7 protein-coding genes, 1 tRNA gene and 1 other RNA gene are annotated in these 7,770 nt (G+C 72.1%); 1 reads left to right on the forward strand and 8 read right to left on the reverse strand.

What is annotated here, in order from left to right:
* Positions 1 to 1,264: DNA polymerase III subunit gamma and tau (locus tag ACXJKL_RS09395; RefSeq protein ID WP_457206800.1), on the reverse strand; the 1,264-nt coding region annotated here is incomplete at its 3' end.
* A 69-nt stretch (positions 1,265 to 1,333) separates the two neighbouring features.
* Positions 1,334 to 1,424: signal recognition particle sRNA small type (gene ffs, locus ACXJKL_RS09400), an RNA gene on the reverse strand.
* A gap of 94 nt (positions 1,425 to 1,518) precedes the next feature.
* Between ffs and ACXJKL_RS09405 the strand changes: the two genes are divergently transcribed.
* Positions 1,519 to 1,608: transfer RNA gene (locus ACXJKL_RS09405), tRNA-Ser, on the forward strand.
* A gap of 311 nt (positions 1,609 to 1,919) precedes the next feature.
* On the opposite strand, the gene ACXJKL_RS09410 is transcribed toward ACXJKL_RS09405, so the two are convergent.
* From ACXJKL_RS09410 to ACXJKL_RS09435, 6 genes are all read right to left on the reverse strand, one after another.
* A complete protein-coding gene (locus ACXJKL_RS09410) occupies positions 1,920 to 3,143 on the reverse strand; it encodes a S8 family serine peptidase (RefSeq protein WP_457206801.1) in 1,224 nt (407 codons plus the stop codon).
* Positions 3,140 to 4,546: a type VII secretion protein EccB gene (locus ACXJKL_RS09415; RefSeq protein WP_457206802.1), complete on the reverse strand. Its 1,407-nt coding sequence runs from the start codon at positions 4,544 to 4,546 to the stop codon at positions 3,140 to 3,142. Before ACXJKL_RS09415 ends, ACXJKL_RS09410 begins: the two co-directional genes overlap by 4 nt.
* Positions 4,547 to 4,550: 4 nt before the next feature.
* Positions 4,551 to 5,933 carry a type VII secretion integral membrane protein EccD gene (gene eccD, locus ACXJKL_RS09420; RefSeq protein WP_457206803.1) on the reverse strand — a complete coding sequence of 461 codons (1,383 nt, stop codon included), beginning with the start codon at positions 5,931 to 5,933 and terminating at the stop codon, positions 4,551 to 4,553.
* Positions 5,934 to 6,118: 185 nt separating this feature from the next.
* Positions 6,119 to 6,412, reverse strand: a complete 294-nt coding sequence (locus ACXJKL_RS09425; RefSeq protein ID WP_457206804.1) for a WXG100 family type VII secretion target — start codon at positions 6,410 to 6,412, stop codon at positions 6,119 to 6,121.
* Positions 6,413 to 6,459: 47 nt separating this feature from the next.
* Positions 6,460 to 6,768 (reverse strand): WXG100 family type VII secretion target, encoded by a 309-nt coding sequence (locus tag ACXJKL_RS09430; RefSeq protein ID WP_457206805.1) that lies wholly within the window; start codon positions 6,766 to 6,768, stop codon positions 6,460 to 6,462.
* Positions 6,769 to 6,927: 159 nt separating this feature from the next.
* The coding region (locus ACXJKL_RS09435) for a hypothetical protein (protein WP_457206806.1) at positions 6,928 to 7,770 on the reverse strand (843 nt) is incomplete at its 5' end.

The raw sequence follows: 7,770 nt of genomic DNA on the forward strand, positions 1-7,770 counted from the left end.
GCTCGGGGCGGGTCGGCTCCGGGCGGGTCGCGGTCGGCCGTGGCGCCACTCCACGAGCGGGCGCCGCGACCGCGGAGGGGGCGCTGACCGCGCCGGACACGTCGAGGCGACGCTCGAGGCGATCGAGGCGAGCCATCACCCCGTCGCTGGTGTGGTCGGCACCGGGCAGCAGGACCCGGGCGCAGATGAGCTCGAGGAGCAGGCGCGGGGCGGTGGCGCCGCGCATCTCGGTGAGCCCGGCGGCGACGATGTCGGCGGCCCGGCTCAGCTCGAGCGCACCGAAGTGGGCGGCCTGGGCCACCAGGCGCTCCCCCGCATCCTCCGCGACGTCGATCAGCCCACTCGCCGGCGCCTCCGGCACCGCGGCCACGATGACCAGGTCGCGCAACCGCCGGAGCAGGTCCTCGGTGAAGCGGCGCGGGTCCTGGCCGGTCTCGACGACCTTGTCCACGACCCCGAACACTGCCGCCCCGTCGCCGGCTGCGAACGCGTCCACGACCTCGTCGAGCAGCGAGTCGGGGGTGAAGCCGAGCAGCGCCGTCGCCAGCGCATGGGTGACACCGGTGGGACCGGCTCCGCCGAGGAGCTGGTCCAGGACCGAGAGGGTGTCGCGCGCCGAGCCGCCGCCGGCGCGCACCACGAGCGGGAGGGCGGCCGGCTCGATGGCCACCCCCTCCTCGACGCACAAGCGGGAGAGGTAGTCGGAGAGCAGCCGCGGCGGGATCAGGCGGAACGGATAGTGGTGGGTGCGCGACCGGATCGTCGGCAGCACCTTCTCCGGCTCCGTGGTCGCGAAGATGAAGCGCAGGTGGGGCGGCGGTTCCTCGACCAGCTTGAGGAGCGCGTTGAAGCCCTGCGGCGAGACCATGTGGGCCTCGTCGATGATGTAGATCTTGTAGCGGTCGCGCACCGGGGAGAAGAACGCCTTCTCACGCAGGTCACGCGCGTCGTCCACGCCACCGTGCGAGGCGGCGTCGATCTCGATGACGTCGATGGAGCCCGAGCCGCCACGGGCCAGCTCACGACACGAGTCGCACTCGCCGCACGGATCGGCGACCGGCGCCTGGGCGCAGTTGAGGGAGCGCGCCAGGATGCGGGCCGAGGTCGTCTTGCCGCAGCCGCGCGGGCCGGAGAAGAGGTAGGCGTGGTTGACCCGGTCGTTGGCCAGCGCGACGCGCAGCGGCTCCGTGACGTGATCCTGGCCGATGACCTCGGCGAACGTCTCAGGCCGGTAGCGGCGATAGAGGGCGAGCGGTGACTCCACGTCTGAACCCTAACCACCGGGTCCGACAGCGACCACCGGGCGCTGCGCGCGACGGGCCCCACCGGACGAAAAGGCCCCCCACGCACCCGACAGAGCTTGCTTGCCCTTGCTGCCTTCCGGCCCTGGGGGAGTTGGGCAAGATGTCGCCACGTGGGGGGTTGTCGCAGAGTCTAGGCGAGGGTCCGCGCACCGCCCAAGGCGACCCCGGTGAGGGCGATTTCATCCCCGGTCGGGCGACCGGTACGCTCCTGCGCGGAGGATTCGCCTAGTGGCCTATGGCGCTCGCTTGGAAAGCGGGTTGGGTGTGAAAGCCCTCAGGGGTTCGAATCCCCTATCCTCCGCCACTCGACACGGCGCCGGTCCCCCGGCGCCGTGTCGCATTTGCGCCGGACCGCGCCGGATCGGCACGCCACACCGGCCCGTTGGAGCGGTGAGCTGGCCACATTTCCCCGGTGCGGGAACGTGGCTGGCCGACCTCCCATTCGGCGCGCCGCCGGACACGCCCGGCAAGCAGGTCGCGCAGCCACCTTCCGCCGTCGCCAATTGTGGTCTGCTCACCGCTCCCACGGAGACCCTCACCGCTCCCACGGAGACCCTCACCGCTCCCACGGAGACCCCCGACCGCTCCCGAGGATCGTCAGACCAGTACTCCGCGTCAGCGCCGGGCGAGGGGTCGCAGGATGAAGGCCAGCGCCATGAGAGCACCCGCCAGCAGCCCCGCCCACAGCAGCAGCGTCCGCGAGGAGCCGAAGAGGTCGATGCGCTGCGGCGCCGGCGGAGCCATGGCGTCCTCGCTGACCTCCGCCACCGTGCGGTCGACCTTGCCGCTGCGCCCGAGGGTGAGCGCGCGGGTGAGCGCGTCGTGCGCCTGGACGACGCCTGCACCCGTCCACGGGTTGGCGACCTCGTCGGACCCCTCGGCGGTGGCCTTGAGCCGTCCCACGATCTGCTTGGCGTTGTCGTCCGGGAAGGCCGCGCGCAGCAGGGCGACCACCCCGGTGACCTCGGCCGCCGCCCACGAGGTGGCGACCTCGGTCACCAGGCACTTCTGGCCGGTGATGTTGTAGGAGAGACCGCCGTACGTCGGTGCCGCGACATCGGTGTCCTTGTTGGGCGCGACGTACTGGCGCAGGTCGTCGTTGTCGGGAGCTACCGCACTCACGGCGAGCACGCCGGGGTAGTCGGCCGGGTAGACCTGCGCGTCGTTCCTCGGCGTGCCCTTGAAAGACTCGGGGGCGTCCGGGTCGGCGTTGCCGGCCGAGGCGACGACCACGACGTCGCGGGCGAGGAGGTCCTTGATCGCCGCCCGCAGGTTGGGGTCGTCCTGGCCGACGGACAGCGAGATGTTGACGACCGAGAACGGCTGGGTGCGGCGCAGCGCGATGAGCTGGCGGATCCCGGCGGTCAGGCCCTGGGAGGTGACACCCTTCTGGCCCTGGGAGTAGTCGGGCACCTCGGTGTCCAGCACGCGCATGTCGATGACCGTCGCGCCCGGGGCCACGCCCTGCGTGCCGGCGATCAGCCCGGCGACGATGGTGCCGTGACCGGACAGGAGGGGTCCCGACACGTCCGGGATGCCCGCCGAGGGGACGGTGTCGATGGGGAGCCCGGGCTGGATACCGGAGTCGACCACCGCGACGGTGACCCCGCTGCCGTCGGTGACCTCGTGGGCCTCGGGGACGTGCATCCGCGTCATCGGCGCGCTCGTCCGCACCTTGGTGTCGGCCAGCCTCTCGGACTCGAGCACGGTCGAGACGTTGCACTCCTCACCGTCGGCGGCGTGGGCCGGGGCGGCCGTCCCGAGGCACAGCGTCCCCAGGGCGAGCATCGCGGCGATGCCGCCGCGCATCCCCGCGGCCCCCCTCCTGCGCAGGGTCATGACGCGTCGGAGTCCGTGGTCGCGGGAGCGTCCTCGGGCACCCGGCGTGCGCCGTTGACCGAGAGCGAGGTGCCCTCCTCGAAGAACTCCAGCCACGTGTTGGGCACCACCGGCGCCGCGCTGTCGCCGTACCCGATGTAGAGCGCCACATCGGGACCGACCAGCGCGTACTTCTGGGCCTTGGTGTCGATGACGTACGGCGTGCCGTCGGTGGCCGCCTCGTCGGCGCCGGACCGGACGTAGGCACCCCCCGAGGGGGCGACGTCGACCTCGTGGCTGTTCGGTCCGATGCCCGTGGCCGCGACCTCGCCTCGCGGCGTGCCGGCGAGCTTGACCTCGGCGGCCTCGCCGTCGGCTCCCGGGTGCAGCACCGCACACATGTCGGGTCCCTCGTCGGAGACCGGGGTGTCGGTGGGCCACTGGTCGGGGTACGTCGTGTCGGCCGGGGCGACCCGCAGGTCCTCGTCGAGGTCCTGGGTGTCGGAGCCCACGGAGTCGTAGACCACCGCGGCGAACTCGCTGAGCGGGATGGGGCCGTCCGGGCCCAGCAGGTAGGAGCGGCTCGGTGTGCGCACGAGGTCACCCACCCGGAAGCGGGACAGGTCGGTCTCGGCACCCGGGTACGTCGCGGCCCCGCCGATGTCGGTCGCGTCGATGCCGAAGGACGCCACGTCGAGGGCCGGTCCCGCCGGGAAGAGGTTGAGCCACTCCTCGGGGACGACCGGGGCCTGGGAGGTCGCACCGAAGCCCAGGCGGTCGGCGATGACGCCGGCGTCGGTGGCATCGGCCGGCAGCCGGAGCCGGTAGCCGCTGCCCCCGGGGCTGGGAGCGACGAGCCACAGTCCGCCGCCGCTGCTGACCAGGAAGGCGGACTGACGCAGCTCGGCGATGTCCGGGTCCTCGGTGATGGTGAGCTTGATGCCGGTGTCGGCGGCCGTGCACGCCGTCCAGCCCTCGTCGATGAGGTCCGAGGCGGCGGGCAGGGTCGGCGCACCGTCGATGCCGAGGTCGGACCCGAGGGCCACCTCGCGGATGTAGGTGTCGGAGACCCGGTTGGCGGTCAGCTCGGGCTCCCCGAGCAGGAGCTGGGCGGAGAGGTAGTTGGGGACGCGTTGGAGCCGCGGGTCCTCGCCGCCGCGCAGGACGACGTACCGCTCACCGGTCTCCTTGGAGATGACGAAGCTGCCCTCCTCGAGCCACGCCGAGTTGGGGCGTCCGATGAGGAAGCCCGCGATGGCGGCGCCGGCCAGCAGGAGCACGGAGAGCGCGATGCCGCCGATGAGCACGCGCCCCGGGCGCACCGGCTCGACCTCGCGGCCCCCGGGGGCGCCGCTGACGAAGGCGGTGATGAGGCGCCGCTTGCTGAAGGCGTGCGCCTCGACGAGGTCCTTCTTGGTGGCCACCGGATCAGCCCTTCACCATGTCGAAGAAGCCGGCCGCCACCACCATCAGCGGGAGCAACGAGATCAGCGTGGCGGTCTCCACCACGTCGCCGATCCGGCCGCGTCGCACCGACCCGGAGGACGGGACGAGGGTGGTGACGAGCAGGACCGCGCCCACGACGGCCAGGGCGATCGCCGCCTCGGCCCGCCAGGCGTCGTGGATGAGGACCATCGCCAGCGCGATGGAGACCAGACCGGCGATGCCGGAGACCAGGCCGGCCAGCACCTCGGACCCGGCGCGGTACTGCCGGGTGCGGAACATCACCGCCAGGCAGCAGACCGCCGCCAGGATCGTGCCGAACACGCCGCGGCCCACCGCGAAGGGGGCGAGGAGGACCAGGAGCGTGCCGACGGTCGCGGAGACGGCCAGCAGGATCTCGTGCGCCACCCGGGCGTCCGCGCCCACCTGGGCGGGGTCGATCTCGTCGGGGTCGGCGGTGATGTCGTGCAGCGAGTAGATCTGGTCGACCTTGGTGCCGGTCACCCCGAGCGCCAGCCACGGGAAGATGCTCCCGGCCAGCACGACCAGGGTCATGACGACCGTGAGGACGACGCTCGCCTCCCACCCGGTCACCTGGAGCAGCAGGCCGCAGGCGCCGAGGACCGCGCCGACGACGACGCCGGGGATCACCAGGGCGCGACCGTCCTGGAGCCCGACGACGGCGACCACGCCCGTCACCAGCATCGCGCCGCCCGCACAGGCCAGCGGGAGCTGGAAGAACTCCGCGGGCATCGGCCACGACCAGCCGGGCAGCTCGCCGGGGGCGAGCAGCAGGCCGGCGACGGCGGCGTACAGGACGGCGATGAGCGACACGGCGACGCCGGCCTCGGGCTCCTCCTGGCTGTGGGCGAGCACGATGCCGCCGACGATGAGGAGGCCGGCCAGCACGGCGGCGGCGAGGCCGCCGAGCAGGCTCTCCCCCTGCAGGAGCAGCGCGAAGGCGCCCAGGCCGAGGAGCAGGGCGCTGGCGCTGAGGGCTGTACGCCGCCCGGCCGCGGGCTCCCACGGGCTGAGCTCGTGCTCGACCACGTCGGACATGGCCTCGACGATGTCGTCGTAGATGCGCGGGGCCTCGTCGTCGATGCCGGCGGTGACGGTGAGCAGGCCACCGTCCTCCACGCCCTGGATGGTGAGCCCGGCGTCACCGGCGAGCTGGCGTCCGTCCTGGGCGATGAGGCGGTAGCCGCCGTAGACCGTGGACGCGTCCAGGATGCCGACGCTGCGCGCCAGCTCGGGGACGAGCTCGGCCACGGGGACGGCACCGGGGAGGACGAGGTCGACCCGTCGCGATCCCGAGGCCACGGTCACCCGGACCAGTCCGGATGCGACAGACGCCGCCTGGCTCATGCTGAGTTACCCCCGTGGTCCGTGCATGCCACCGTCAGCGGAGCCGTGGTCGTCATGCGTCACTTCCGAGTCGTGAGCTCCCCGGTCGGGGAGCAGCCTACATATCCGGATCGCCGTCCGGAGCCGACCGAGGCCGGTCGCCCCAGCTGGGACGACCGGCCTCGAGTGCGGGTGATCGCGGACGATCAGAAGCGGTTGGCACCGCGCGAGTCGGCGGCCTTGTACTCCTGGTTGGAGGTCGACACGTTGGCGCTGGCCTGCTGGAGCAGGACGATCATGTCGGCGATCGCCTGGTCCCACTTGGCCTTGGCCTCGTCGTAGGCCTGCTTGGCGGCACCGGTCCAGTCCGAGGCGAGCGGCTTGAGGTCGCTCTCGAGCTGGTCGAGGCGGCTCTGGATGTCCTTGGCCGCCGTCATGACGTCCTGGGACCCAGCGTCGAGCTTGCCGTGCTGGACATTGATTCCATCGAAACCGGTCATTGCAGTTCTCCTGAGATGTGTGGCCTGAAGTCTGTGGTGGGTGGCGGTCAGCCGAGACGGTTCTGAAGGTTCATGTGAGTCTGCGACTGCGACTCGTCGGTCTTCATGTTGTCCTTCTCGGTCTCCTGCATCGACATGGAGAGCTGGTCGAGGGCCTTGAGGATCGTCTCCTGCTTGTCCTGCCACGCGAGCATGAGGTTGCTGAAGGCGGAGGCACCCTGGCCACCCCAGCCGCCCATCATCTCCGAGACCCGGTCGCTCAGGACGGTGCACTTGCTCTTGACGTCGCCGCGAGCGGTGTTGACGTACTCCGCGCCCTGGGAGAGCGCCTTCTCTGTCTGGCTCAGGTTGGTCATGTCAATCCTTCCCCCTCGGTGGCTTGACCCCCGAGTTCACTGGTTGATGGTGCTCCGCATCTGGAGAGGCACCGTGTGGTGGAGCTGTGGCTGGTTCGGGGAGACGTCCCGGCCCCCCGGTGCCGAGATCGATGTACCCGGGCGATCAGGGCCTAAACATCAGGACGTGATTTCCCACAGGCTGCGGAAGAAGCCGGACGCGACGACCGTCGCTGCGAGGGCGAACGACCCGCACAGGCCCTCGGCCAGCTCGGCGCGCCGCGACCACCACACCGAGCGCCAGCCGCGACCGGTCGCCACCGCGGCCGCGAGGCAGATCGTCCCGAGCAGGAGCACCGCCACCAGTCCGACGAGCAGGCCGGTCGGCGAGACGTCCCCGACCAGGAAGGCGACCAACCACAGCCAGCAGGCCAGACCGCCCACGCGCAGCAGACGCCGGGCCGTCGTGTGGCGGTAGGAGCGGGCGGCGAGCAGGATGCTGGCCCCGGCGAAGAACGCGAGGGCACGAGCGCCGGTGCGGTCCAGGTCGATGGTCGCGGTCGCGAGCAGCAGGGGGGTCGCGACGATCGCGGTCACCATGATCGCGGCGCAGGCGACCGTGACGGTGCGGGTGGCGCCGGCGACCAGCTGGCGCATCGCGGCCGCCGAGACGACGATGCGGCCGCGGCCGGCGCGGCCACCGTCGCGGGCCGACCAGGCCGTGACCGCGAGCCGGTCRAGGTCGATGAGGGTCTCGTCGGGCACGTCGATGGCCAGGGAGGGCACGAAGCGGGCGGCGAGCATCGCGAGCAGCACCAGGACGGCCCAGGCCACGCGTCCGTCCCACTCCAGCAGCGGCGGGATGCCGCACACCGCGAACACGACCAGCCCGGCGACGATCCAGACCTCGAGTGCCTCGTCGCGCTCGGGCCCGAGGGCGCGGGCGACGGCGGCGATCACCCCGGCCGAGACCGCGCTGACCGCCACGACCGCAGGCAGCAGGTGGACGCCGGGCTCGTAGAC

The organism is Nocardioides sp. P5_C9_2, assembly GCF_054049555.1.